This window comes from Aeromonas sp. 1HA1, assembly GCF_029237385.1.
GTDB classification, from domain to species: domain Bacteria; phylum Pseudomonadota; class Gammaproteobacteria; order Enterobacterales; family Aeromonadaceae; genus Aeromonas; species Aeromonas popoffii.
Window position 1 is genome coordinate 1 of the sequence record NZ_JAACGC010000003.1, and the last position, 23,568, is coordinate 23,568.

Consider the following 23,568-nt stretch of genomic DNA (forward strand, 5'->3'; position numbering starts at 1 on the left):
GGTGATGGCGCCCTGGGTTTTTGGCGAGCGCTGGCCAAGTGCTACCCGGACACGGTCCATCAACGATGCTGGGTGCACAAGACTGCGAACGTACTGGCAGCGTTGCCCAAATCAGTGCATCCCAAGGTCAAGGATGCGCTGCATGAAATCTGGATGGCCGAGACAAGGGATGAAGCGCACACGGCGTTTGAACGGATCTTGGTGCGGTTTGAAGCGAAGTACCCGAAGGCGATGGAGAAGCTGACGAAAGACCGGGAGGAGCTGCTGGCGTTCTATGATTTTCCGGCGGAGCACTGGGTGCATATCCGGACGACGAACCCGATAGAGTCGACGTTTTCGACGGTCAGGCTACGAAGCAAGAGAGCGCGGAACTGCGGGTCTCGGGAGACCACGCTGGCGATGGTTTACAAGCTGCTTGAAGTGGCCCAGAAGAAGTGGAAGCGACTCAAGGGATTTGCGCTGCTGACGTTGGTAGCGAACAACGTGAAATTCAAGGACGGAGTAAAGGTGCTGGAGGAGTCAGACAGGAGTGCCGCCTGACCGACGCCATACACCAGATTTGACAATAGCTCCTGATCTATCTCTGAGTGTTAAATTTCTCAGAAAATTAATCGGTTAAGTGCCCTGGCCCAGAAATCTGCTGGCCGGGGCATTTTTTTAGGTTAGAATCGGCGCCCTCATGGCATTAGGTGTACTATATATTGTGTTATTTATTTTACATGGCACTATTTGTTGTGTTTTGTGCTGTTGTCATGATGTTGATGCATTCACATAAGGTTGATTGAAAATGGCTAAATCGAACCCGGTGCTGGAGAGTGAGCTTGGCTCCCGCCTTATCCCCCTGCAGGAAACGTCCCTCGAGATCTGGGATAGCAAGTATCGCCTCAAGAGCAAGGATGGCACTCCCATCGACAGCTCTATTGATGAGACTTACCAGCGGGTAGCCCGTGCGTTGGCAGAGCAGGAGCTGGAACCGGAGGCCTGGTTTGAGCCGTTCCTGTGGGCGCTGCGCAATGGGGCCATTCCGGCTGGCCGTATCACCTCCAATGCGGGGGCTTTTGAGCACAAGCCTGCCACTTCAACCATCAACTGCACTGTCTCCGGTACCATTGAAGATTCGATGGACGATATCCTCGGCAAGGTGCATGAGGCTGGCCTGACCCTGAAAGCCGGTTGCGGTATCGGCTATGACTTCTCGACCCTGCGCCCGCGCGGCGCTTTTGTCTCCGGTGCAGGTGCTTACACGTCCGGCCCGCTCTCCTTCATGGATATCTACGACAAAATGTGTTTCACCGTCTCGTCAGCCGGTGGTCGCCGTGGCGCACAGATGGGCACCATGGATATCCGTCATCCCGATGTGATCGAGTTCATCCAGGCCAAGCGGGAAGATGGTCGTCTGCGCCAGTTCAACCTCTCCCTGCTCATCACCGAAGATTTCGTCAAGGCGGTGAAGGAGAATGCCCCCTGGCAGCTGATCTTTCCCTACACAGCCAAAGAGGTGGCGCAGGATGGCATTGCGCTGGACGATCCCGCTCAGGCGCTCTGGGCTGACTGGCCCAACAAGGAAGGGGTTGTTTTCAACGAGCTGGGGCAGGTCGCCTGCAAGGTCTACAAGACCCTGCCTGCCCGCAAGCTGTGGAATGTCATCATGACCTCCACTTACGACTATGCAGAGCCCGGTTTCATTTTGATCGACAAGGTCAACCAGATGAACAACAACTGGTTCTGTGAAGAGATCCGCGCCACCAATCCCTGTGGCGAGCAGCCGTTGCCACCCTACGGTGCCTGCCTGCTCGGCTCGGTCAATCTGACCAAGTTTGTGCGCGACCCTTTTACTGAAAAAGCGGCTTTCGATTGGCAGGCGTTTCGCAAGGTGGTGGCTATCTTCACCCGCATGCTCGACAACGTGGTGGAGATCAACCAGCTGCCATTGCCCAAGCAGCGCGAGGAGATCACAGCCAAGCGCCGTCATGGCATGGGCTTCCTTGGTCTTGGTTCGACCCTCACTATGCTGCAGATCAAGTACGGTTCTGCGGCATCCGTGGCGTTTACCGAGCAAGTATCTCAGGAGCTGGCGATGACTGGTTGGCAGGAGTCGCTGCGTCTGGCCAAGGAGAAGGGCCCGGCCCCCATCATGCAGCAGGAGTTCGAGGTGACCGGCAAGATGTTGCGGCTGCGTCCGGAAATGGTGGCCGATGGCCTCAAGGTTGGCGACAAGGTGAAGGGCAAGGTGCTGCACGCGCGCTACAGCCGCTATATGCAGCAGGTCGCAGAAGTGGATCCTGCGCTGGTCGCCGAGTTGGCCGAAGCCGGTGGCCGCTTTACTCATCACAGCAGCATCGCGCCGACCGGCACTATCTCGCTGTCGCTGGCCAACAATGCCAGCAACGGTATCGAACCGAGCTTTGCCCATCACTACAGCCGCAACGTCATCAAGCCGGGCAAGAAGAGCAAGGAGAGCGTGGACGTCTACTCCTTCGAGCTGCTTGCCTACCGCGAGCTGGTGAACCCGGCGGCCATGCCTTACACGGATGATGACGCCAGCCGTCTGCCGGAGTACTTCATCACCGCTGACGACATCACGCCGGCCCAGCACGTGGACATTCAGGCGGCGGCTCAGCGCTGGATTGACTCATCCATCTCCAAGACCGCCAACGTGCCGACCGATTTCCCGTTCGAGCAGTTCAAGGACATCTACATGTATGCCTCGGATTCGGGGCTCAAGGGCTGCACCACTTTCCGCTTCAATCCTGAGGCCTTCCAGGGCGTGCTGGTGAAGGAGAAGGATCTGGAGAACACTCAGTACGAGTTCACCCTGGAAGATGGCTCCGTCGTCTCCGTCAAGGGGAACGAAGAGATCGAATACGATGGTGAGCTGCACACTGCCGCCAACCTCTACGACGCCTTGAAAGAAGGCTATTACGGTAAATTCTGAGAACGACATTATGGCCAAGAAGATCGACAAGAAAATCGTCGCCTACAAGGTGAAAACCCGGGATGAGCCGCAAGAAGACCTGTCCCCGCAGGATGACGTAGTGCACATGCATGAAACCGTGCTACGCCCGGAGCGGCTGATGGGCACCACCTACAAGCTGAAGACGCCGGAGCATGTATCCGAGCACTCGCTGTTCATCACTATCAACGACATCATTCTCAATGAGGGCACGGTGCATGAGACCCGCCGCCCGTTCGAGATCTTCATTAACTCCAAGAGTCTGGAACACTACCAGTGGATAGTTGCGCTGACCCGCATCATCTCTGCCGTGTTCCGCAAAGGGGGGGATGTCACCTTCCTGGTGGAGGAGCTGAGATCCGTGTTCGATCCCAAGGGTGGCTATTGGAACAAGGGCAAGTATGTTCCCTCCCTTATCGCCGAAATTGGCAACGTGATCGAGACCCATCTCACCGAGATCGGCATGATCAAATTGCCGGGACTGGATGAGCATCAGCAGGCATTTCTGGCCGAGAAACAGGCTGAACTGCAGGTTCAGCAACAGGCAGAAGAACAGCAGGCCGGCAGTGGTTTCCCGGCCAGTGCAGCGCTCTGCTACAAGTGCCGCACCAAGGCACTGGTGCAAAAGGATGGCTGTATGACCTGTCTCAACTGCGGTGATTCCAAGTGCGGCTGACAAGCTATTGTTAACTTTGACAAGACCGGCCACAGTGCCGGTTTTTTTATTGCTGCTTTTTTGTTCGAACGATCTTGCTACTCAAGCGATTTGTTGCGTGATAGTAAAATCGGGCGTAGCGTTGGGGGTAATAAATCTGTCACGCTCGTGTGGTTTCAATGACATCTGAGATTCACACACGTGGCACCTTCAGTGCCAAGGAGGATGCTTATGGACAACACGGACCGAAAGCTGTTTATCCTGGATACCAACGTTCTGCTTCACGAACCCCTCGCCATCTACTCCTTCAAAGAGCACGATGTGCTCATCCCCATGACGGTGCTGGAAGAGCTCGACAACATTAAGGATCGCTACAAGGATGTCAGCCGCGACGCCCGGGTGGCTATTCGTGCGCTGGAAGATGTGTTCCGCGATGCAACGCCCGAGCAGATCACCCAAGGCGTACCGCTGGCGGGTGAGGCGAGTGGCAATGTCTGTATCTTCAGTGACCACCATCTGCCTCAGGATGCCGAGGTGTTCACCGATAAAGAGGCCGATAACCGCATCATCAACGCAGCCCTCTATCTGCAAAAGCACGAGTTGAAGCGTCAGGTGGTGCTGGTCACCAAGGACATCAACATGCGCCTCAAGGCCAAGGGTGCCGGGTTGGCGCATGTCGAGGATTATCGCAGCGACCAGCTGATCGATGATATCCGTCTGCTGGCCAAAGGCTTTCAGGTGGTACCCGGCAGCTTCTGGGAGCGGGTCGGCGAGTGTGACAGCGAGACCCATGGCCGTGATACCGTCCATGTGATCGATGCCAACCTGCTGGAGGGGGTACACGTCAACCAGTACCTGCTCGACGAGGAGAACTTCTTCGCCGCCAGAGTCTTGAGCAATGATGGCCACAAGATCCGTATCAAGGATCTGGGCCGTGAGCGGCTGATGTCCCGTAAGGCCTGGGGTGTACACCCCAAGAACGTCTATCAGGGGATGGCGCTGGATGCCTTGCTCGATCCACACATCGATCTGGTGATCCTGACCGGTCCGGCCGGTTGCGGCAAGACCCTGCTGGCCATGGCGGCCGCGCTGGAGCTGGTCATTGAGAAGGGGATTTACGAGAAGGTGATCGTCACCCGGAATACCCCGGAAATTGCAGAGAGCATCGGCTTCCTGCCTGGCACCGAAGAAGAGAAGATGATGCCCTGGCTGGCGGCGGTGACAGATACCCTGGAGGTGCTGCACAAGCAGGACGAGAACATGAGCGGCTCGCTGAGCTACATCATGGAAAAGGCCAATATCCAGTTCAAATCGGTCAACTTCATGCGTGGGCGCAGCATCCAGAACACCTTCGTGTTGCTGGATGAGTGCCAGAACCTGACCGCATCCCAGATCAAGACCATCATCACCCGTTGCGGTGAGGGGACCAAGATTGTCTGCTCCGGCAACTTGGCACAGATCGACTCCAACTACCTGAGTCCGGTGACCTCGGGTCTGACCTACATAGTCGAGCGTTTCAAGGATTTCGATGGCAGTACCAACATTTTCCTGAACGGGGTGGTGCGCAGCAAGCTCGCCTCCTTCGCCGAGGAAAACCTCTGATTTACCTGACTATCTTCCTATGAAAAAGGGGAAGCCAAGTGGCTTCCCCTTTTTGATCCCGTTGCCGGCTCAGCGCCCCAGGGTCATTGCCCAAGGGTGCGCAGCAGGCCGGGGTGATTGCTGTTTTGCAGGATGTCGGGTTTGCCTTGCAGGGCGATGCGCCCCTTGTCCACAAACAGCACCTGATCGGCGATGAGCTGGGTATTCTCCGGCATGATAGGGGGAGACCATCCGCTTGTTAGCCAGCGCGACCAAGGTAGCGCAACAACCCGGGATGCTCGCTGTTTTGCAGGATGTCGGGTTTGCCTTGCAGGGCGATGCGCCCCTCATCGACGAACAGCACCAGATCGGCGATGAGCTGGGTATTCTCCGGCATGATAGGGGGAGACCATCAGCTTGTTAGCCAGCACGACCAAGGTAGCGCAACAACCCGGGATGATCGCTGTTTTGCAGGATGTCGGGTTTGCCTTGCAGGGCGATGCGCCCCTCATCGACGAACAGCACCTGATCGGCGATGAGCTGAGCATCCTCTGGATTGTGGGAGACCATCAACACGGTAATGCTCTGCTCGCAGGCGAGTCTGGCTACCTCCGCCAGCATCTCCCGGCGCAGGGCGGGATCGAGGGCCGAGAAGGGCTCATCCAGTAGCAGCAAGGGCTTGCCTCGCACCAGGGCACGGGCCAGCCCGACCCGTTGTTGCTGGCCGCCGGAGAGCTGCTCCGGCAGGCGTGCCAGCATGCCGCCAAGGCTGACCCGCTCTGCGGCCTGTTTTACCTGCGCCCGCTGAGCAGGGCTCAAACGCAGGCCAGGGTGCAGACCGATAGCGATGTTGTCGAACACCGAGAGGTGCAGGAACAGGTTGTGATCCTGAAACAGGGTGGTGACCGGCCGCTCGGCAGGTCCCAACGGCAGCAGATCTTTGCCATCGAAGCTGAGGGTGCCGGACTCCACCGGCACGAATCCGGCGATCATGCCGAGCAGGGTCGACTTGCCCGCCCCGCTTGGCCCTATCAGCGCGGTGATCTCTCCCTTGGGCAGGGTCGCGCTGAAGCTGACTCGCCAATCGGGGTAGCTGGTGGCAAGCGTATCAATGTTCAGCATTTTTTCCTCCAAGCCCGCGTTCTACCAGCCAGAACAGGGAAAAACAGAGCGTAAGCAGCAGCAGGGCGGTGGCGGCCGCCTCGGTCAGCCGGTAACTGCCGAGTTGCTGATAGAGCAGCCAGGGCAGGGTGGTGAGCTTCTGGCTACCAAACATGGCGATGGCACCGAGATCTCCGAGCGAGAGGATCATCGACAGCGCCATGGCCAGTGCTAGCGGGCGGCGCAGCAGGGGCCACTCCACCAGTCGCAGGCGATGCAGACCGCGCACTCCCAGGCTGTCGGCCAGTCTATCGTACTGGTGCACCACCAGCTGCATGGGGGCTGAGAGGGTGCGCAGCACATAGGGCAGTGCCATCAGGGCGTTGACCAGCACCACCAGCCAGGGGCCGAGGGCAAAGACATCGGTAAAAGGCATGAACATGATGAAGAGGCCGGTGGAGAGCACGACTGCCGGTATCATCAGGATCATGGAGCCGCTGGCTTCCCACAGGGCGGCGGCCCGCCGCTGGTGGGTGCGAACCTTGAGGTGACGGCTGGTGAGCAGCAGGCCGCTGCCGAGCAGGGTGGCAAGGGTGCCCGCCGCCAGTGCGATCAACAGCGACTGACCGCTGGCCTGCCACAGCTGTGTCGAGGCCAGCGCCGTCAGCAGGCCGGGATTGAAACCGGCCACCAGGATTGCCAATAGCGGTGGCAGGAAGACGGCGAGTCCCAGGATGAGGGCAGCACTGTCTATCAGCCTGGTACCCGGCTGGTGACGATCCGGTCGCAGGCAGGGGCGATGGTTGCTGATCCGGCTGGCCGGCGTGGTCTGCAGCTTGTGTTGTAGCAGGAGCAGGGTAGCGGTCAGGAACAGCTGCACCAGCGCCAGTCCGCCCGCGGTGGCGAGGTTGAAATCAAAGCGCAGCGCCTGATAGACGGCCACCTCCAAGGTGGTGGATCTGGGCCCGCCCCCCAGCGCTAGCACAGTGGTGAAGCTGGTGAAGCAGAGCATGAAGATGAGGCTGGCAAGCCCCGGCAGGATGCCACGAATGATAGGCCACTCCAGCAGCCGGAAGATGTGGGCGGAGCGCATGCCCAGCTGACTGGCGAGACGCCAGCTCGATTCCGGTATGCTCTCTATGCTCTGCAGCATGAGGCGCGCCGCCAGTGGCATGTTGAAGAAGACGTGGGCCAACAGTATGCCAAACAGGCCGTACAGGTAGTTGCCGGGATCCAGCCCCAGGCCGCGCAGCAGCTGCGACAGCCAGCCCTGTTTGCCGTGAACCGCCACTATGCCGAAGATGGCGATGATGACTGGCAGCACCAGCGAGAGGCCAAACAGCTTGAGCAGCAGGGGGCGACCAATGAAACGGCGCCGCGCCAGCGCTCTTGCCACCGGAATGGCGAGCCCCAGGCTCAGTAGGGTGGAGAGCAGCGCCTGCCCCAGGCTGAAGCCCAGCACATGGCGCAGGTAAGGGTCTGCCAGCAGGGTGCGGGGGGCCAGCGAACCGGCCTGCCATAGCAGGGCGACTAGCGGCCCCAGGGATAACAGCAGGATCAACAGGGTGGCTGCGCTACCCGGCAGCCACCAGAGGGGACGAGCTTGTGGTTTCAGATGACGGCTCACTGGGTGACGGCTTGCAACCACTCGCGGATCCAGTGTTTGCGATTGGCGGCCACCTCATCTGCGCTGAAGGCCAGCGGCTTGGTCACTGTGATCATCTGTTCAAAGCCCTTGGGCAGCGGTGTATCTGTTACCGGATACATCCAGTTGCCAGTGGCGATCTCATTCTGGAAGGCGGGGCTTATCATGAATTGCAGGAACTGGTCGGCGAGCTTGCCCTGTGTCGCGCTGTTCAGCTTGGCGGCCACTTCCACCTGACGGTAGTGACCCTCCTCGAAGGCGGCAGCCTGATACTGGGGCTTGTTCTCGGCAATCAGGTGGTAAGCAGGGGAGGTGGTGTAGGAGAGCACCATGTCCGCTTCCCCATCGAGAAACATGCCATAGGCTTCTGACCAGCCCTTGGTGACGGTGACCGTTTTCTTGGCAAGTTCCGCCCAGGCTGCCGGCGCCTCATCCCCGTAGACCGACTTCATCCACAGCATCAGCCCCTGCCCTGGGGTAGAGGTGCGTGGATCCTGGTAGATCACCTTGAGATCCGGGCGTTCTATCAGCTCTTTCAGGCTCTTGGGAGGCGTTTTGAGTTTGTCTTGGTTGTAGACGAAGGCGAAGTAGCCGTAGTCATAGGGAACGAAGGTGTCATCCTGCCAGCCGCCCGGCACCTTGATACCATCCAGTCTGGTGGTATGCGGGGCGAACAGACCACTCTGCTTGGCTTCGCTGATGAGAGCATCATCCAGCCCCAGCACCAGATCGGCCTTGCTGTGTTTGCCTTCCAGCCGCAGCCGGTTGAGGATGGCGACGCCGTCTTCCAGCGCCACAAGGTTGAGGTTGCAACCGCACTCTTTCTCGAACGCCTGCTTGATCTTGGGACCGGGTCCCCAATCGGCGGTGAAGGAGCTGTAGGTATAAACGGTGAGGGTGTCGGCCGCGAAGGCCTGGGTACTGAGCAGGCTGGTGGCAACCAGCAGCAGGGTTTTCATCAAGTGGCACTCCCTGTTAATGATGAGGTGCCAGCGGATGAGGGCGCAAAAAATGAGCGCCATGCCTCAAATTCCTCCGCCAGCATTATCTGGATCAGGTACACGGGTATAATCTCAGCGGTAAACCGCACCCCGTTTGAGAAACGAACCGCATTGTATTAACGTTCTTGGGGGGAGGCCAGCACAATTGTTCCTGCGGGCCATCGAGATAGCGTCAGCACAACAGAGGATGTTCGTGTGATCACCAGTACCAAGGAAAGACGCGCCTTCCAGCGCATGATAATCAACGCCCCCGTCACCGTCGTTCAGCAACAGCAGGTGCTGGAGGGGATCTGTCGGGATCTTAGTGCCAACGGCATGGGGATCGCGGTATCTGAACACCAGCTCGACATCAATCTGCCGATCCGGGTCAGCCTGGCCACGCACAACAACCTGCTGCCCCCTTTCGAAGCGCAGGCCCGTATCATTCGGGTACTGGAGGAAGAGGCAGGTTTGCTGTTGGCGATAGAGTTTCTACCCGTGACTTAAACCGGCGATCCAATCAATCGGCCGCCATTGTTAACAGTGCGAGCCTGAGTGCTACAGGTTCACTTGTTGGCCTGAACCGGTTGCACACTTAACTGTTTGCTATCGACCAGCGTTTTGCTGGTCGATGCGATTTGGCCAGCAGGCAAGGTGGCGGGGCCTGTGGGCTCGAGCAGCAGGTAGTTCTGACCCTGCCAGTTGAGGGTCACATCCCCCGGCTTGGCGGACAGATCAACGGCCAGCAGGGCATGGCCGGGTACGAACACCATGGCCTGTTTCAGTTCCGGAAAAAGCTGGGCCAGCATGGCCGCCATCAGGGTTACCTTGCTGTCACAGTCCCCTCTATTTTGCTCCAACACCTGGCGGGGGGACAGAAATCCTTTGCCTTGCCGTCCGCTCTGGTTATCCAACTGCTGGTAGGGAATGCTCTGAATAAAGGTGAGCATATGGGCCACGGTTTTCTGGCGTGTTTCGACTTCGGTTGCTCCTTGTTGTTGCAACTGCTCTGCCAACGGTGCCAGCCCGCTGCGGCTCTCCAGTGCAATGCGCACATGATCTTGCTTGACCGCCAGTTGCCCGTCAGGGGGAGTGAAGTACTGGAAATAGTACTTGGTCAGCCACGCCTGTTCTTCCTTGCTCCGTTGTGACTCCAGCCAGGCCATGGCCTCGCGAGCCTTGTCCTGATTGCGACTTTTCAGATGCAGCTCAAGCGTGGGGCGGGTGAGGGTGAACTGTACCTCGGGATAGTTTTTGCGCACCTCCCGCAACAACACCTGCAACACTTCCTCCTGCATCCTGGCGGGGCGATAGGCGATAAGCGGCGGCAGTTTGCCCTGTTCGAGCCGGTAAGTAAGCTGTTGGGGCTTGCCTTCGCTATCCTGCCAGCCGACGTTGATCTGACCGAGACTGTTGTTGAAGCTGGTTTGACTGGCGCCCGCAGGCAGGGCCAGCAGCAGGGCACAAAGCAGAGGGATTGCCGTCGGTCTCTTCATCATCCTTTCCTGTGGTGCGGGCTCGGTTTCGGTGACCCTGAGTGGGAAGCGTGGCAGACAGTAAAACAGGGAGCCGAAGCTCCCTGTTGATTCTACTTGTTTTATTGCCGCTGGCGGGTCAAATCCAGCTGGGCTGTTTGGCCTCAAAGGCGCTGATGGCAGCCTCGTGCTGCAGGGTCAGGCCGATGGCGTCCAGCCCGTTGAGCAGGCAGTAGCGGCGAAACTCGTCGATCTCGAAGCCGAAGCTGAGCTCACCGGCACGCACCAGATTGGCCTCCAGATCCACCTCGATCTGCAGGCCGGGGTTGGCTGCGACGAGCTGGAACAGCGCCTCTACCTCTTCCTCTTTCAGGCGCACCGGCACCAGACCGTTGTTGATGGCGTTACCGTAGAAGATGTCGGCAAAGCTCGGGGCTATCAGGGTCTTGAAGCCGTAATCCGCCAGTGCCCAGGGGGCGTGCTCGCGGCTGGAACCACAGCCGAAGTTCTCCCGCGCCAGCAGGATACTGGCACCGGTATAGCGTGGCTGGTTGAGTACGAACTCGGGATTAGGTTGCTCGCCGGCATCGTCGAGGAAGCGCCAGTCGTTAAACAGGTGCTTGCCAAAGCCGATGCGGTTCACCTTCTGCAAAAACTGCTTGGGAATGATGGCATCGGTGTCGACGTTGGCGCTGTCGAGGGGGACGACGATCCCCTTGTGTTGCTTGAAACCTGTCATGTTAACTCCCTCTTACAGTGCGCGTATGTCGGCGAAATGACCTGTGATGGCGGCGGCGGCAGCCATGGCCGGGCTTACCAGATGGGTGCGGCCGGCGCGGCCCTGGCGCCCTTCGAAGTTGCGGTTGCTGGTGGAGGCGCAGCGCTCCCCGGGTTGCAGCCGGTCGTTGTTCATGGCCAGGCACATGGAGCAGCCGGGCAGGCGCCACTCAAAGCCTGCGTCTATGAAGATCTTGTCCAGTCCCTCGGCCTCGGCCTGGGCCTTGACCTGCTCGGAGCCTGGCACCACCAGTGCCTGTACCCCGGTGGCCACTTTACGGCCACGGGCGATGGCGGCGGCGGCGCGCAGATCCTCGATGCGACTGTTGGTGCAGGACCCGATGAATACCTTGTCGATGGCGACATCGGTGAGCTTCTGGCCCGGCTGCAAGTCCATGTAGGCTAGCGCCTTGCGGGCGGACTGCTGCTCCATCGGATCGGCGAAGGATTCCGGTGCAGGTATGGGTTCATTGACGGCGATCACCTGTCCCGGGTTGGTGCCCCAGGTCACCTGCGGCGCTATGTCGGCGGCGTCGAGCACCACTTCGGCATCGAAGTGGGCGCCGTCGTCGCTCTGGAGGGTCTGCCAGTAGGCGATGGCCTGCTCCAGTGATTCCCCCTTGGGGGCGAACTCCTTGCCACGGATGTAGTCGATGGTGGTCTGGTCAGGGGCTATCATGCCCGCCTTGGCACCCAGCTCGATGGCCATGTTGCACACCGTCATCCGCCCTTCCATGGAGAGGCCCGCAATGGCCTCGCCAGCGAATTCCACCACGTAGCCGGTACCACCGGCATGGCCAACCTTGCCTATGATGGCCAGCACCACGTCCTTGGCGCTGATGCCATCGCTCAGCTTGCCGTTGACCGAAATGCGCATTGTCTTGGCGCGGCCCTGTTTCAGGGTCTGGGTCGCCATCACGTGTTCCACCTCGGAGGTGCCGATGCCGAACGCCAGCGAGCCGAAGGCGCCGTGGGTAGCAGTGTGGGAGTCACCGCAGACGATGGTGGTGCCGGGCAGGGTGATGCCGAGCTCGGGGCCCATCACATGGACTATCCCTTGGTATTTGTGGTTGAGATCGTAGAGGCGAACCCCGAACTCTTTGCAGTTGTCGGCGAGCGTCTCCATCTGGATGCGGGCCATCTCGCCGGAGGCGGCGATGTCCTTGGTGGTGGTGGAGACGTTGTGATCCATGGTGGCCCAGGTCAGATCCGGGCGACGCAGCTGGCGGTTCATGGCGCGCAGGCCATCGAATGCCTGCGGGCTGGTCACTTCATGCACCAGGTGGCGGTCGATATAGATGAGCGGCGTTTCGCCTGCCACTTCACGCACCACATGGGCGTCGAATACTTTCTGATAGAGGGTCTTGGCCATTGCTTCTCTCTTCCTTGTTATCTGTTATGCGGCTCAGATCCGGGCGGCGATCTGACTGCCCATCTCGGAGGTGCTCTGTACCGGATAGCGGGCGCTGGCCTGGTGCAGGTCTGCGGTGAAGTAACCCTCTGCCAGGGTCTGGGCCACGGCTTGTTCGATGGCTTGTGCGGCAGCCTCCTGGCCCAGGCTGTAACGCAGCATCAGGGCGGCAGAGAGGATCTGGGCGATGGGGTTGGCGATCCCTTTGCCTGCGATATCGGGGGCCGAACCACCGGCCGGTTCGAACAGGCCGAAACCCGATTCGTTGAGGCTGGCGGAGGGGAGCAGCCCCATGGAGCCGGTGATCATGGCGCACTCGTCAGAGAGGATGTCGCCAAACAGGTTGGAGCAGAGCAGCACATCGAACTGGGACGGATCCTTGATGAGCTGCATGGTGGCGTTGTCGATGTACATGTGGTTCAGCGCCACATCCGGGTAGGACTTGGCGACGTCAGTCACCACTTCGCGCCACAGAATGGAGGAGGCGAGCACGTTGGCCTTGTCGATGGAGGTGACCTTGCCACGGCGCACACGAGCCGACTCAAAGGCAATCTTGGCGATGCGCTCAATTTCGAAGCGGTGGTACACCTCGGTGTCGAACGCCTTCTCGTTTGCCCCTTCGCCCTCTCGCCCCTTGGGCTGGCCGAAGTAGATGCCGCCGGTCAGCTCGCGCACGCAGGCGATGTCAAAGCCACGATTGGAGATGTCGGCCCGCAGGGGGGAGAACTGCTCCAGACCGGTATAGATGCGGGCCGGACGCAGGTTGCAGAACAGCTTGAAGTGGGCACGCAGGGGCAAGAGGGCGCCACGCTCAGGCTGATCGTTCGGCGGCAGGTGCTCCCACTTGGGGCCGCCGACCGAGCCGAACAGCACCGCATCAGCCGCTTTACAGCCCTTGATGGTGCTTTGTGGCAGCGGGGTGCCGTGGTTGTCGATGGCGATGCCGCCTACATCGTGGCGATCATATTCGAAGGCGAAGCCGAACTTGGCCTGCACCTTTTCCAGCACCTTGACGGCTTCGACCATCACTTCCGGGCCAATGCCGTCACCCGGCAATACTGCGATCCGATAACTGCTCATACTCACACACTCTCCGTATTGATCTTGTCTGTTTTTGTGACGTTGCGTTCCATCTGTTCGGCCACCTGATCGGCGCGCCAGATGCTGTTGATCACGTGGATCAACGCCTGGGCCGAGGATTCTATGATGTCGGTGGCCAGGCCCATACCGTGGAATTTTCGGCCCTTGTATTCGGCCACTATGTCGACCTGGCCGAGGGCATTTTTGCCTTCGCCCTTGCCCTTGAGTTCGTACTTGTCGATGCGGATCTCATAGCCGGTGATGCGATTGATGCACTGGTAGACAGCATCCACAGGGCCATTGCCGGTGGCCGCTTCGCTGATGGTCTCCTGACCCACTTCCAATTTCACCGAGGCGGTGGCCAGCACCGAGCTGCCGCTCTGCACGCCCAGATACTGCAGCTTGAAATGCTCGGGCTCTTCGTGGATCTGACTGAAGAAGGCCAGCGCTTCCAGGTCGTAGTCGAACACCTGCCCCTTCTTGTCGGCCAGGGTCAGGAACTTGCCGTAGAGGTCGTCGAGATCGTAACTGCTCTCGGCGTAGCCCATGGACTCCATCCGGTGCTTGATGACGTGGCGACCGGAGCGGGAGGTCATGTTGAGGTTGTTTTGGGTCAGGCCAATGCTCTCGGGGGTAATGATTTCATAGGTGTTTTTCGCCTTGAGCACTCCATCCTGGTGGATGCCGGAGCTGTGGGAGAAGGCGTTGGCGCCGACGATGGCCTTGTTGGGCTGCACCGGCATGTTGCACAGCTGGCTTACCAGGGCGCTGGTGCGATGAATTTCACTGTGGCGGATGTTGGTGTGCACCCCGAGCAGGTCGGCGCGGGTTTTCAGGATCATCGCCACCTCTTCCAGCGAGCAGTTGCCGGCCCGCTCACCTATGCCGTTGATGGTGCACTCGATCTGGCGGGCCCCCATCTGCACGGCGCCGATGGAGTTGGCTACCGAGAGGCCCAAGTCGTCGTGGCAGTGCACCGAGATAATGGCCTGATCAATGTTAGGCACCCTGTTGAACAGGGTTTGGATGATGCCGGAGAACTCGGTCGGTACCGTGTAGCCCACTGTATCCGGGATATTGATGGTGCGGGCGCCCGCCTTGATGGCGGCCTCGACCATGCGGCAGAGATTATCAATCGGGGTGCGCCCTGCATCTTCGCAGGAGAACTCCACATCGTCGGTGTAGCGGCGGGCATGCTTGATGGCGCTGATGCCCATCTCCAACACATCCTCGAAGCTCTTTTTGAGCTTGCTCTCCACATGGATGGAGGAGGTGGAGATGAAGGTGTGGATGCGAAAGGCCTCCGCGACCCGCAGGGCTTCGCCGGCGGCGTCGATATCCTTGGGCAGGGCGCGGGCCAGGGCGCAGACCCGGCTGTTCTTGATGTGGCGGGCTATGGTCTGCACCGATTGAAAATCGCCGGGAGAGGAGACCGGGAATCCCACCTCCATGATGTCGACACCGAGCCGCTCCAGCGCCTGGGCTATCTGCAGCTTCTCCTTGACTGTCAAACTGGCCGCCAGGGCCTGCTCACCATCACGCAAAGTGGTGTCGAATATGATGACCCTATCTGACATGTGACTTCCCTCTTCCTCAGTTCGGTAATGTGCACCCTGCGGCGGCATAAAAAAACCCGTGCAGGGTGCACGGGTTTTTGTAAATTCCGGCTGTGCCTGAGCCCGGCTACAAGGATCCCGCGCGACTGGTCGCGATTAGGGAGAGTAGTAGTAGTAGCGAAGCGGCAATAGGCATGATGACTCAATCCTTCCAGTCGATAACGCTCCTACCAATATCGAGATTTTTATGCTGTGTCAACCCGGACTCACAGGTTCAATCCGCTGGTTTATTTAATCGGATTGTAAAGGAGTGCAAATTTACTTGTCCCATATTCGGCCCTTGCCCGATTATCTGGTCATTCCTGCTGTACTAGATCATCTGCGCAATCAGATCGACTTATCAGTTTTTGCTGAATTATCTGAGGTATTCAATGGAAAAACGTAGACCTGGTCGTCCGGTCGGGCGTTCTGACATTCGTGACAAGTTGCTTTCCGCTGCTCGTGAGCGTTTTCTCAATACACCCTACAGCAAGGTCACTACCCGCGAGATCGCCGAGCTGGCTGGCTCCAATCTGGCAATGATCCACTACTACTTCGGCAGTAAAGAGGGGCTTTACAAAGCGGTGCTGGGCGATGTCGCCGAGCCGCTGGACCAAGCCTGGCATGATGAGACCAGTAATCGTAGCCTCAATGATCTGCTCAACACCTACTATCAGGTGATGACCCCCAACAGCGAACTGACCTCCGCCATCTCCAGCGCATTATCGACCGAGAAGAGCCCGGGGCGGGATTTTGTGCTGAATCGTCTGCTGGAGCGCCAACTGCCCCAGTTTGATGCCTTGCTGGAGTCCATGAAGAGCAACGGTGAACTGGGTGACAACCTGGATCCCGAGATGCTGAAGATCTCCTTCCTTAGCATGATGTGGCAGCCGTTCGTGATGAAAGATCTTTACGAACAGGTGTTTGGCCTGACCGTGGATGAACACTTCATGGCCCGTCTGGCGGATCACAACTGCCGGCTGATGGAGAATGGCATGCGCGGCGCCCTGAACTGATCATTTTCCATGCTTGCCGTAAAAAAGGGTCATTCGGCCCTTTTTTCATCAATCTGTTATCTGACCGTCAACCAAGTGTCACCTCTCCGCCCTAGCCTGCATAGGGACTTCAGGGAAGGAGGGGTGATGAACAAGATCCAGCAATGGGACCTGCAGGTGTGCCGCATCTGCCTGCTCCACGCTTACAACCGGCCGCAGGCCAGGATCAGCCGACTCATCTCCCGCACCGGTGATGGCCCGCTCTACGCCGTGTTGGCTGCGCTGCTCTGGTGGCAGGGGGAGACAGAGCGTGAGCTGGTGAGGGGGACCCTGCTTGCCTTCGCCATCGAACTGCCGCTCTATCTGCTGCTCAAGAACGTGCTGAAACGCCAGCGCCCGAGAGGCCTGCCGGTTTTCATCACCCCCTCGGATCGTTACAGTTTGCCCTCTGGCCATACCGCAGCTGCTTTCCTGATGGCCACCATACTGGCCACCGGCTTTCCGCTCTGGGCGCCCCTGTTGTTTGGCTGGGCTGCGTTGGTGGGGGCGTCACGGCTGCTGCTAGGGGTGCACTACTTGAGTGATCTGGTGGCGGGGGCCCTGCTGGGTGGCGGTTGCGCCGTGCTGGCGCTCAGCTGGAGCCATCCATGAGGATACTGTTTGGCGTGCAAGGCACCGGCAACGGCCATATCAGCCGCAGTCGCACCCTGGCGCGGGCGCTGCGCGCCCGTGGGCTTGAGGTCGACTACCTGTTCAGCGGTCGCCCCGCCGACGGCTATTTTGAGATGGCCGAGTTTGGCGATTATCGTACCTTCGCTGGCATCACTTTTGTCAGTCAGGAAGGTGCCATCTCGGGCTGGCGGACCCTCAAGGGGCTCTTGCCCCTGCGCTTCTGGCGGGACATGCGGGCCCTAGATTGCCGCAATTACGATCTGGTGATCAGCGACTTCGAGCCGCTCAGTGCCCATGCTGCCCGTCGCTGGGACAAACCCAGCCTCACCATCAGCCATCAGGCCAGTTTCGACTGGCCTATCCCGCGTTGGGGCGAGAGCGGCTTCAACCGCCAGCTGATGCGTTACTTCGCGCCGGTCCGCCAGTCCCTCGGACTGCACTGGTTTCACTTCGGCCAGCCGCTGCTGCCGCCCATCATAGATCCCATCGCCCAGGCCCCCGACAATCAGCAGATCCTGGTCTATCTGCCGTTTGAGCAGACTGAGGCGATAGCGGCCCTGTTGTCGCGTTTTAACCAGCAGCGCTTCGTCTGCTTTCACCCGGCCATTCGCAGCGCCAGTCAGTGGCGCAACATACGTTTCGAGCCGCAGGCGCGGGAAAGCTTCAAGCAGCTACTGGCGGGTTGTCGTGGTGTCATCACCAACGGCGGCTTCGAGCTCTCCTCGGAGGCGCTGACGCTTGGCAAAAAGCTGTTGGTCAAGCCGCTGGGGGGGCAATTCGAACAGCTGACCAACGGCAAGACACTGGAGCTGATGGGGCTGGCCCGGTTGATGGATACGCTCGATGCCAATGCGGTGCGGGCCTGGCTGGATGCCTCGGCCCCGGGCCCGATCTTTTATCCCGATGTGGCCGGCGAACTGGCGTGCTGGCTTGCGGCTGGGGCAAAGGAGAGCGTGGTCCAGCTGTCACGCCGACTGTGGGCTCGCACCCTGTTTCCGGAAGAGGTGTGTGACCGGTTGAGTGAGCTGGAAGGTGGATGTCCGTTCAATCGCGGTTGGTTATCGCAAGTGAGCGCCTTTGACTAGACTGAAAGTGATCCCACCAAGGAGAGGATGGACACAATGCGCTTTACCAATGAAAACGGCGACACCATGAACCTGGCAGACAATCTGACCCTGCACGAATTGCTGGACATGGGGGTCAGCATCTCGGTCTGCGAAGAGACGGATCCTGATCAGCAGATCTGGCTGGCGGAGCCGGAAGACGAACAGTAAGTCTATGTTCTGCTTGACGGCCCGCCCCCAGAGGCGGGCTATTTTTTCTCGTTTCCCTCATGGTGACAGCATGATCCGCTAGCCAGTCTCGGATCTTCCCCGCATTGTTCCCACACGTCTTATTAAGTCACTGAATGTTAATAGCTGTTTGAAATTTATGACTGTTATGGTCAGACAAAGCCGTGGACAAGCGTTCATAAGCGGGTTAAGTTGGTTTTTCACCCGCTTTTGGGGTGAATGATGGAAAAAACCTATTTTTCTACTATCGACGGCACCGAACTCGCCTGGCCCGTATTCAGACAACAACAAGACACGGGCCGGCGCTGCCGGGAAGCAGCGGACTGTCGATAGCTTTCGCTTAACGGAGCAAAGCCTGGAGGGCTTTATCATGGAGATGTTATCAGGCGCCCAGATGGTGGTTAGAGCGCTGGAAGATCAGGGAGTTGAGCATGTTTTCGGCTACCCTGGTGGCTCAGTGCTCGACATCTATGACGCTCTCTTTGAAAACGGCAAGATGGAACATGTCCTGGTGCGGCACGAGCAAGCCGCGGTGCACATGGCGGACGGCTACGCCCGCTCCACAGGCAAGGTGGGCACAGTGCTGGTGACCTCGGGTCCCGGCGCCACCAACTGTATCACGGGGATCGCGACCGCCTACATGGACTCCATCCCTCTGGTGATCCTGTCCGGCCAGGTGCCGACCAGCATGATCGGGGAGGATGCATTCCAGGAGACCGACATGATCGGCATCTCCCGTCCTGTGGTGAAGCACAGCTTCCTGTGCAAGAAAGCCAGCGATATTCCCGAGGCCATCAAGAAGGCTTACTACATAGCTGCCAGCGGCCGCCCGGGGCCGGTGGTGGTGGATCTGCCCAAAGATGTGCAGAATCCGAAAGAGAAGTTCCCCTACCAGTATCCCGAGTCGGTATCCCTGCGCTCCTACAATCCGACCAAGGCCGGACACAAGGGCCAGATCAAGCGGGCCGCCAAGTTGCTGGTGGAGGCGCAGCGCCCCGTCATGTACGTGGGCGGTGGTGCCATCAATGCCAATGCGGAACATCTGGTAACCAAGCTGGCCGAGTTGTTAAACCTGCCGGTGACGACCACTCTGATGGGGCTGGGTGTCTTCTCCGGCACCCATCCGCAGTGCATCGGCATGCTGGGGATGCATGGCACTTTCGAAGCGAACAAGACCATGCACAACGCGGATCTCATCTTCGCCGTGGGTGCACGCTTCGATGATCGGGTGACCAACAACGTGGCCAAGTTCTGTCCCAACGCCACCATAGTGCACATCGACATAGATCCCACCTCCATCTCCAAGACGGTGCAGGCCCATGTACCCATCGTCGGCTCGGTGGAAACCGTGCTGGAGCAGCTGTTGGACGTGATCCGCGAGTGTGGCTTTGACAACGACAAGCAGGCGCTGGCGGACTGGTGGAGCCAGATCGCCCAGTGGCGTTCTCGCAACTGCCTGGCCTATGAGACCCACCCCACCCTGATCAAGCCGCAGCAAGTCATAGAGGCGCTTTACAAGGTGACCAAGGGGGAGGCGTTCGTCGCCTCAGACGTGGGTCAGCATCAGATGTTTGCCGCGCTTTACTACCCCTTTGCCAAGCCGCGCCAATGGATTAATTCGGGTGGCCTCGGCACCATGGGCTTTGGCATTCCGGCCGCCATGGGCGCCCAGTTTGCCAACCCGGATGCAGTGGTCTGCTGCGTCACCGGTGACGGCTCGGTGCAGATGAACATCCAGGAGCTCTCCACCTGTTTGCAGTACGGTGTGCCCATCAAGATCATCTCCATCAACAACCGTGCCCTTGGCATGGTCAAGCAGTGGCAGAAGATGTTCTACGGCGGCCGTCACAGTCACTCCTACATGGAATCCCTGCCCGACTTCGTCAAGCTGGCGGAGGCCTATGGCCACGTCGGCATCGCAGTGAGCGATCCGGCCGAGCTGGAGAGTGCCATGGAGAGGGCCTTCGCCATGAAGGATCGGCTGGTGTTCATGGATATTTCGGTCGATCCGGATGAGCATGTCTACCCGATGCAGATCAAGTTTGGTGCCATGGACGAGATGTGGCTGAGCAAGACGGAGAGGACCTGACAATGGGACACATTATTTCGGTCGTACTCATGGAGCTCAAGTTTGGTTCCATCAATGACGAGATGTGGCTGAGCAAGACGGAGAGAACCTGATGAGGCATATCATTTCAGTACTGCTGGAGAACGAATCCGGCGCCCTGAGTCGCGTGGTAGGTCTCTTTTCCCAGCGCGGCTACAACATAGAGACCTTGACGGTGGCGCCTACCGAGGATCCCACCCTGTCGCGCATGACCATAGTCACCATGGGTGACGAGCGGGTGCTGGAGCAGATCCAGAAGCAATTGCACAAGCTGGTGGACGTGCTCAAGGTGTGCGATTTGAGCGAAGGGGAGCATATCGAGCGGGAGATTGCGTTGATCAAGGCGCGCGCCAGCGGTGGGGCTCGCGACGAGCTGAAACGGCTGGCGGACATCTTCCGTGGCCAGATCGTCGATGTGACCCCGGAACAGTACACGGTACAGCTGGTGGGTACTAGTGAGAAGCTGGATGCCTTTATCAAGACCGCAGCGCAGACTAACGAGATCATCGAGGTGGTGCGCTCCGGGGTCTGCGGCATTTCCCGGGCGGACAAGGCACTGCGCGCCTGATTGTTACGCGGATGAGACGGTTGTCGAAAAGGGGCTCTTCGGAGCCCCTTTGTTATTCCTCAAGGTCAAGGTAGACGGTGCGTGATCTCTCCCAAGTGGACAAGGCACTGCTCCCCTGATTGTGACGCCGATGGGACGATTGTTCAGAGGGGCGCTGCGGAGCCCTTTTCACCGGCGCAAGGCGAGCCAGGGGGAAGTGCGAGTCTGTCATTTTCTTTCAAATGATCAGTAAACTATCCACAAAAGCTGTGGAAAACTCTGTAGATTAGCGGTGTGTCTAGTGTTAGTTAGCTGATCTTAAAGGGGTATTTTGATCTGATCTCTGCTGGGGGGCAATTGTGCAATCGGCTCTGGCGGGTGTGAGTGTTTGCTTATCTTCTCCCCCTTGCCTGGCCGGCGCTGGTGATGAGGATGGGGATCCGGTCAGGATCCTGATGTGATCTTGCAGATCAACATATTGCCCGCCGACCATAAAAAAACCCGCCTCTCGGCGGGTTTTTCACTGGGCAGGCTGAAAGTCGATTACTCGGCCTGAGCTGCCTGGATACCGGTCAGGGCGATGGTGTAGACGATGTCGTCAACCAGGGCGCCACGGGACAGGTCGTTGACCGGCTTGCGCATGCCTTGCAGCATGGGGCCGATGGAGACCAGATCAGCGGAGCGCTGTACCGCCTTGTAGGTGGTATTACCGGTGTTCAGGTCCGGGAACACGAACACGGTGGCTTTACCTGCAACCGGTGAGTTCGGTGCCTTGGACTTGGCCACGTTCTCCATGATGGCCGCGTCGTACTGCAGCGGGCCGTCGATGATGAGGTCGGGGCGCTTGGCCTTGGCCAGCTCGGTCGCTTCACGCACTTTCTCTACATCGGCACCGGCGCCAGAGGTACCGGTAGAATAGGAGATCATGGCGACACGCGGCTCGATGCCGAAGGCAGCGGCGGAGTCGGCGGACTGGATGGCGATCTCGGCCAGCTGCTCGGCAGTGGGATCCGGGTTGATCGCACAGTCGCCGTACACCAGCACTTGATCAGGCAGCAGCATGAAGAAGATGGAGGAGATCAGGGAAGAGCCCGGGGCTGTCTTGATGATCTGCATCGGCGGACGGATGGTGTTGGCGGTGGTGTGTACCGCGCCCGATACCAGGCCGTCTACTTCGCCACGCTCCAGCATCATGGTGCCCAGCACCACGTTGTCTTCCAGCTGTTCGCGGGCAACCACTTCAGTCATGCCCTTGTTCTTGCGCAGCTCGACCAGACGCGGCACGTAGCGCTCACGCACTTCCAGCGGATCTATGATCTCGACACGGTCGGTCAGCACCACGCCCTGCTGTTCGGCGACGCGACGGATCTCTTCCGGGTTGCCCAGCAGCACCGGACGGGCGATGCCACGCTCGGCACAGATGGCGGCAGCCTTGATAGTACGAGGCTCTTCACCTTCCGGCAGCACGACGCGCTTGTTGGCCTGACGGGCCAGCTCGGTCAGCTGATAACGGAATGCCGGCGGGCTCAGACGACGGGAACGGGTAGAGCTGACAGTCAGCGACTCGATCCAGTGCTTGTCGATGTGGCCAGCCACATAGTCTTGCACCAGTTCGATACGCTCGCGGTCATCTTCCGGAATGTCGACGTTGAAGTTTTGCAGGCTGACGGCGGTCTGCCAGGTGTTGGTGCCGGTGATCATGATCGGCAGGCCGGTGGCCATGGCCTGTTGGCACAGGGCCAGCACTTGCGGTTCCGGATGATAGTTGCCGGTCAGCAGCAGCGCGCCCAGCTTGACGCCGTTCATGGCGGAGAGGCAGGCGGAGACGATGACGTCGGAACGGTCGCCGGAGGTCACCAGCAGGCTGCCCGGACGGAAGTGCTCAACCATGTTGTGGATGGAACGGGCACAGAAGGTCACGGTTTGCAGGCGACGGCTGTCCAGCTCACCCTTGTGCAGGATCTTGGCAGCCAGGTGTTTGGCGAGATCCTTGGCACGGGGGGCGATCAGCTGGGTATTCCAGGGGATGCAACCCAGGATGCGCAGCGGGCTCTTGCCGAACACCTGCAGCACTTCCAGATTATGAGCCGCTTCAGACGCGTGGTGGTGCGCCTCGAACATCTCGGTCAGGTCAGGGCGGGTCACGCCGTGCTCGTCAACCGGTGCACCAACCTTGTTGATGACGCAGCCCACGATGCGGGGATTGCTGACACCACCGAAGTTGGAGCAGGCCAGCTCGATGCGCTCTTTCAGCTTCTGGCTGGAGTCATTGCCCGGATGGGTCACGAACACCATGTCGGCATCCAGCGCCTTGGCGACGTCGTAGTTCAGCTTGTTGGCAAACGGCTGCTTGTCGGCCGGGACCATGCCTTCGATGACCAGCACCTCGGCACCGCTCGCTTTCACGTGCTCTTCAAAGCGGGCCACTATCTCTTCCAGCAGGATGTCGGTATTGCTGGAGGTGATCATGTTCTCGGCGTAGGAGAGGGCGAACGGCTCGGGCGGGTTGATGTTGGCAGCGGCGCGGATCACGGCGGTGGAGCGCTCGGTACCGGTTTCATCCGGACGTGGCTGAGCGACCGGTTTGAAGAAGCTGACATTGACACCGTGACGTTCCATGGCGCGGACAACGCCAAGACTCACGGAAGTTACGCCGACACCAGTGCCGACCGGGATAAGCATAATAGTGCGTGCCACTTAAT

At 59.3% G+C, this 23,568-nt stretch carries 20 protein-coding genes, 2 pseudogenes and 1 riboswitch; of the genes and pseudogenes, 11 read left to right on the plus strand and 11 right to left on the minus strand.

What is annotated here, in order from left to right; all coding sequences use genetic code 11:
• From GWQ22_RS01445 to GWQ22_RS01460, 4 genes are all read left to right on the plus strand, one after another.
• The coding region (locus GWQ22_RS01445; RefSeq protein WP_275929266.1) for a transposase at positions 1 to 540 on the plus strand (540 nt) is incomplete at its 5' end.
• A gap of 247 nt (positions 541 to 787) precedes the next feature.
• The gene (locus GWQ22_RS01450; protein WP_275929267.1) at positions 788 to 2,935 is read left to right on the plus strand and encodes an adenosylcobalamin-dependent ribonucleoside-diphosphate reductase; all 2,148 of its coding nucleotides are present in this window, start codon (positions 788 to 790) and stop codon (positions 2,933 to 2,935) included.
• Between the two features lie 10 nt (positions 2,936 to 2,945).
• Positions 2,946 to 3,629 (plus strand): NrdJb, encoded by a 684-nt coding sequence (locus GWQ22_RS01455; RefSeq protein ID WP_108537501.1) that lies wholly within the window; start codon positions 2,946 to 2,948, stop codon positions 3,627 to 3,629.
• Between the two features lie 210 nt (positions 3,630 to 3,839).
• Entirely contained in the window at positions 3,840 to 5,210 is a 1,371-nt protein-coding gene (locus tag GWQ22_RS01460; protein ID WP_108537500.1) for a PhoH family protein, read from the plus strand.
• A gap of 83 nt (positions 5,211 to 5,293) precedes the next feature.
• Here the strand turns inward: GWQ22_RS01460 and GWQ22_RS01465 are convergent.
• The 5 genes and pseudogenes from GWQ22_RS01465 to thiB form a co-directional block, all read right to left on the minus strand.
• Positions 5,294 to 5,422 (minus strand): annotated as a pseudogene (locus GWQ22_RS01465) (thiamine ABC transporter ATP-binding protein); the annotation flags it as partial.
• 26 nt (positions 5,423 to 5,448) lie between these two features.
• Positions 5,449 to 5,583: pseudogene (locus GWQ22_RS01470) on the minus strand (thiamine ABC transporter ATP-binding protein); the annotation flags it as partial.
• A gap of 26 nt (positions 5,584 to 5,609) precedes the next feature.
• Positions 5,610 to 6,311 (minus strand): thiamine ABC transporter ATP-binding protein, encoded by a 702-nt coding sequence (gene thiQ, locus GWQ22_RS01475; RefSeq protein WP_275929268.1) that lies wholly within the window; start codon positions 6,309 to 6,311, stop codon positions 5,610 to 5,612.
• Positions 6,298 to 7,917 carry a thiamine/thiamine pyrophosphate ABC transporter permease gene (thiP, locus tag GWQ22_RS01480; RefSeq protein ID WP_275929269.1) on the minus strand — a complete coding sequence of 540 codons (1,620 nt, stop codon included), beginning with the start codon at positions 7,915 to 7,917 and terminating at the stop codon, positions 6,298 to 6,300. Before thiP ends, thiQ begins: the two co-directional genes overlap by 14 nt.
• The gene (gene thiB, locus GWQ22_RS01485) at positions 7,914 to 8,894 is read right to left on the minus strand and encodes a thiamine ABC transporter substrate binding subunit (protein ID WP_275929324.1); all 981 of its coding nucleotides are present in this window, start codon (positions 8,892 to 8,894) and stop codon (positions 7,914 to 7,916) included. The genes thiP and thiB overlap by 4 nt, the downstream gene beginning before the upstream one ends.
• 54 nt (positions 8,895 to 8,948) lie before the next feature.
• Positions 8,949 to 9,039: riboswitch (TPP riboswitch) on the minus strand.
• Between the two features lie 92 nt (positions 9,040 to 9,131).
• On the opposite strand from thiB, the gene GWQ22_RS01490 reads away from it, so the two are divergent.
• Positions 9,132 to 9,422: a PilZ domain-containing protein gene (locus tag GWQ22_RS01490; RefSeq protein WP_042039357.1), complete on the plus strand. Its 291-nt coding sequence runs from the start codon at positions 9,132 to 9,134 to the stop codon at positions 9,420 to 9,422.
• 59 nt (positions 9,423 to 9,481) lie between these two features.
• Here the strand turns inward: GWQ22_RS01490 and GWQ22_RS01495 are convergent, their stop codons facing one another.
• The 5 genes from GWQ22_RS01495 to leuA form a co-directional block, all read right to left on the minus strand.
• The gene (locus GWQ22_RS01495) at positions 9,482 to 10,411 is read right to left on the minus strand and encodes a transglutaminase domain-containing protein (RefSeq protein ID WP_212513709.1); all 930 of its coding nucleotides are present in this window, start codon (positions 10,409 to 10,411) and stop codon (positions 9,482 to 9,484) included.
• 118 nt (positions 10,412 to 10,529) lie between these two features.
• Positions 10,530 to 11,129 carry a 3-isopropylmalate dehydratase small subunit gene (gene leuD / locus GWQ22_RS01500; protein ID WP_042039359.1) on the minus strand — a complete coding sequence of 200 codons (600 nt, stop codon included), beginning with the start codon at positions 11,127 to 11,129 and terminating at the stop codon, positions 10,530 to 10,532.
• Positions 11,130 to 11,141: 12 nt separating this feature from the next.
• On the minus strand, positions 11,142 to 12,539 hold the full coding sequence (gene leuC / locus GWQ22_RS01505; protein WP_212513675.1) for a 3-isopropylmalate dehydratase large subunit: 1,398 nt from the start codon (positions 12,537 to 12,539) through the stop codon (positions 11,142 to 11,144).
• Between the two features lie 33 nt (positions 12,540 to 12,572).
• Entirely contained in the window at positions 12,573 to 13,658 is a 1,086-nt protein-coding gene (gene leuB / locus GWQ22_RS01510) for a 3-isopropylmalate dehydrogenase (protein ID WP_275929325.1), read from the minus strand.
• A 2-nt stretch (positions 13,659 to 13,660) separates the two neighbouring features.
• A complete protein-coding gene (gene leuA, locus GWQ22_RS01515; RefSeq protein WP_212513676.1) occupies positions 13,661 to 15,235 on the minus strand; it encodes a 2-isopropylmalate synthase in 1,575 nt (524 codons plus the stop codon).
• A 410-nt stretch (positions 15,236 to 15,645) separates the two neighbouring features.
• Between leuA and GWQ22_RS01520 the strand changes: the two genes are divergently transcribed.
• From GWQ22_RS01520 to ilvN, 6 genes are all read left to right on the plus strand, one after another.
• On the plus strand, positions 15,646 to 16,269 hold the full coding sequence (locus GWQ22_RS01520) for a TetR/AcrR family transcriptional regulator (protein WP_042039364.1): 624 nt from the start codon (positions 15,646 to 15,648) through the stop codon (positions 16,267 to 16,269).
• A gap of 126 nt (positions 16,270 to 16,395) precedes the next feature.
• Complete coding sequence (locus GWQ22_RS01525; RefSeq protein WP_275929270.1) at positions 16,396 to 16,899, plus strand: phosphatase PAP2 family protein; 504 nt, start codon at positions 16,396 to 16,398, stop codon at positions 16,897 to 16,899.
• Complete coding sequence (locus tag GWQ22_RS01530) at positions 16,896 to 18,005, plus strand: MJ1255/VC2487 family glycosyltransferase (protein WP_275929271.1); 1,110 nt, start codon at positions 16,896 to 16,898, stop codon at positions 18,003 to 18,005. The genes GWQ22_RS01525 and GWQ22_RS01530 overlap by 4 nt, the downstream gene beginning before the upstream one ends.
• 36 nt (positions 18,006 to 18,041) lie before the next feature.
• Complete coding sequence (locus GWQ22_RS01535; protein WP_108537489.1) at positions 18,042 to 18,194, plus strand: hypothetical protein; 153 nt, start codon at positions 18,042 to 18,044, stop codon at positions 18,192 to 18,194.
• A 388-nt stretch (positions 18,195 to 18,582) separates the two neighbouring features.
• On the plus strand, positions 18,583 to 20,301 hold the full coding sequence (locus tag GWQ22_RS01540) for an acetolactate synthase 3 large subunit (RefSeq protein ID WP_042039369.1): 1,719 nt from the start codon (positions 18,583 to 18,585) through the stop codon (positions 20,299 to 20,301).
• A gap of 91 nt (positions 20,302 to 20,392) precedes the next feature.
• Positions 20,393 to 20,887: an acetolactate synthase small subunit gene (ilvN, locus tag GWQ22_RS01545; protein WP_042039370.1), complete on the plus strand. Its 495-nt coding sequence runs from the start codon at positions 20,393 to 20,395 to the stop codon at positions 20,885 to 20,887.
• Between the two features lie 522 nt (positions 20,888 to 21,409).
• On the opposite strand, the gene pta is transcribed toward ilvN, so the two are convergent.
• Entirely contained in the window at positions 21,410 to 23,563 is a 2,154-nt protein-coding gene (gene pta / locus GWQ22_RS01550) for a phosphate acetyltransferase (RefSeq protein WP_275929272.1), read from the minus strand.
• Positions 23,564 to 23,568: the final 5 nt, after the last annotated feature.